The 514-nt window shown below is 43.6% G+C and carries 1 protein-coding gene; it reads right to left on the bottom strand.

All coding sequences use genetic code 11. The annotated features are described in order from the left end of the window. Window positions 1-96 precede the first annotated feature (96 nt). Complete coding sequence (gene tnpA / locus FZC41_RS17155) at window positions 97-426, bottom strand: IS66 family insertion sequence element accessory protein TnpA (RefSeq protein WP_148568662.1); 330 nt, start codon at window positions 424-426, stop codon at window positions 97-99. Window positions 427-514: the final 88 nt, after the last annotated feature.

Raw genomic sequence — 514 nt, 5'->3', positions numbered from 1 at the left:
TATTAACAACGACGGCCAGACCATCCATCTGTTTTCTGAAGTCAGTGGCTCCACATGCAATGTAAATATGAGTTGTGTCTTTGATAAAACGATCCATCATGACTGCGAAAGCTGCCGGATAAACTGCGTTGCGAGGGAGATATCACTGTGATCTGACAGAATCAGCTCAAAACCCCGCCATTTGATAATCAATCCCGCCTTCGTTGTTCTCTCATCAGAAGCCGATGGCATTTCCAGTTTTGCAAACATTGGTGCTGCAGTATCTTTCTCCACCGGTTCCATTTTCGCCTTCCGGATGCGCTGTTTCCAATAATAGAAGGTATACGTGGTAATCTGATTGTGGGTGCACCATATTTTGACCGTCATTCCACTCGATGCCTGTTCCTCAAATCGATCTTCCCAAAGCATTCTTTTTGTTTCATCCATTGTATTCTTAACCTCCTTGAACGTTCTTTCAGGTTAGTCTACAATAATTCGGTCTGATTTGCACTACGCCATCTTTTGAATCGCTTAC

The sequence above is a fragment of the Acetobacterium paludosum genome, from assembly GCF_008086595.1.
Lineage (GTDB): Bacteria > Bacillota > Clostridia > Eubacteriales > Eubacteriaceae > Acetobacterium > Acetobacterium paludosum.
Note: the sequence above shows the minus strand (reverse complement) of the source record. Positions and strands in the feature narration are given on the sequence as shown.

Bases quoted from the DNA above. Each gene is read 5' to 3' on its own strand.
- tnpA (WP_148568662.1), bottom strand. From the start codon at position 426: ATGGATGAAACAAAAAGAATGCTTTGGGAAGATCGATTTGAGGAACAG.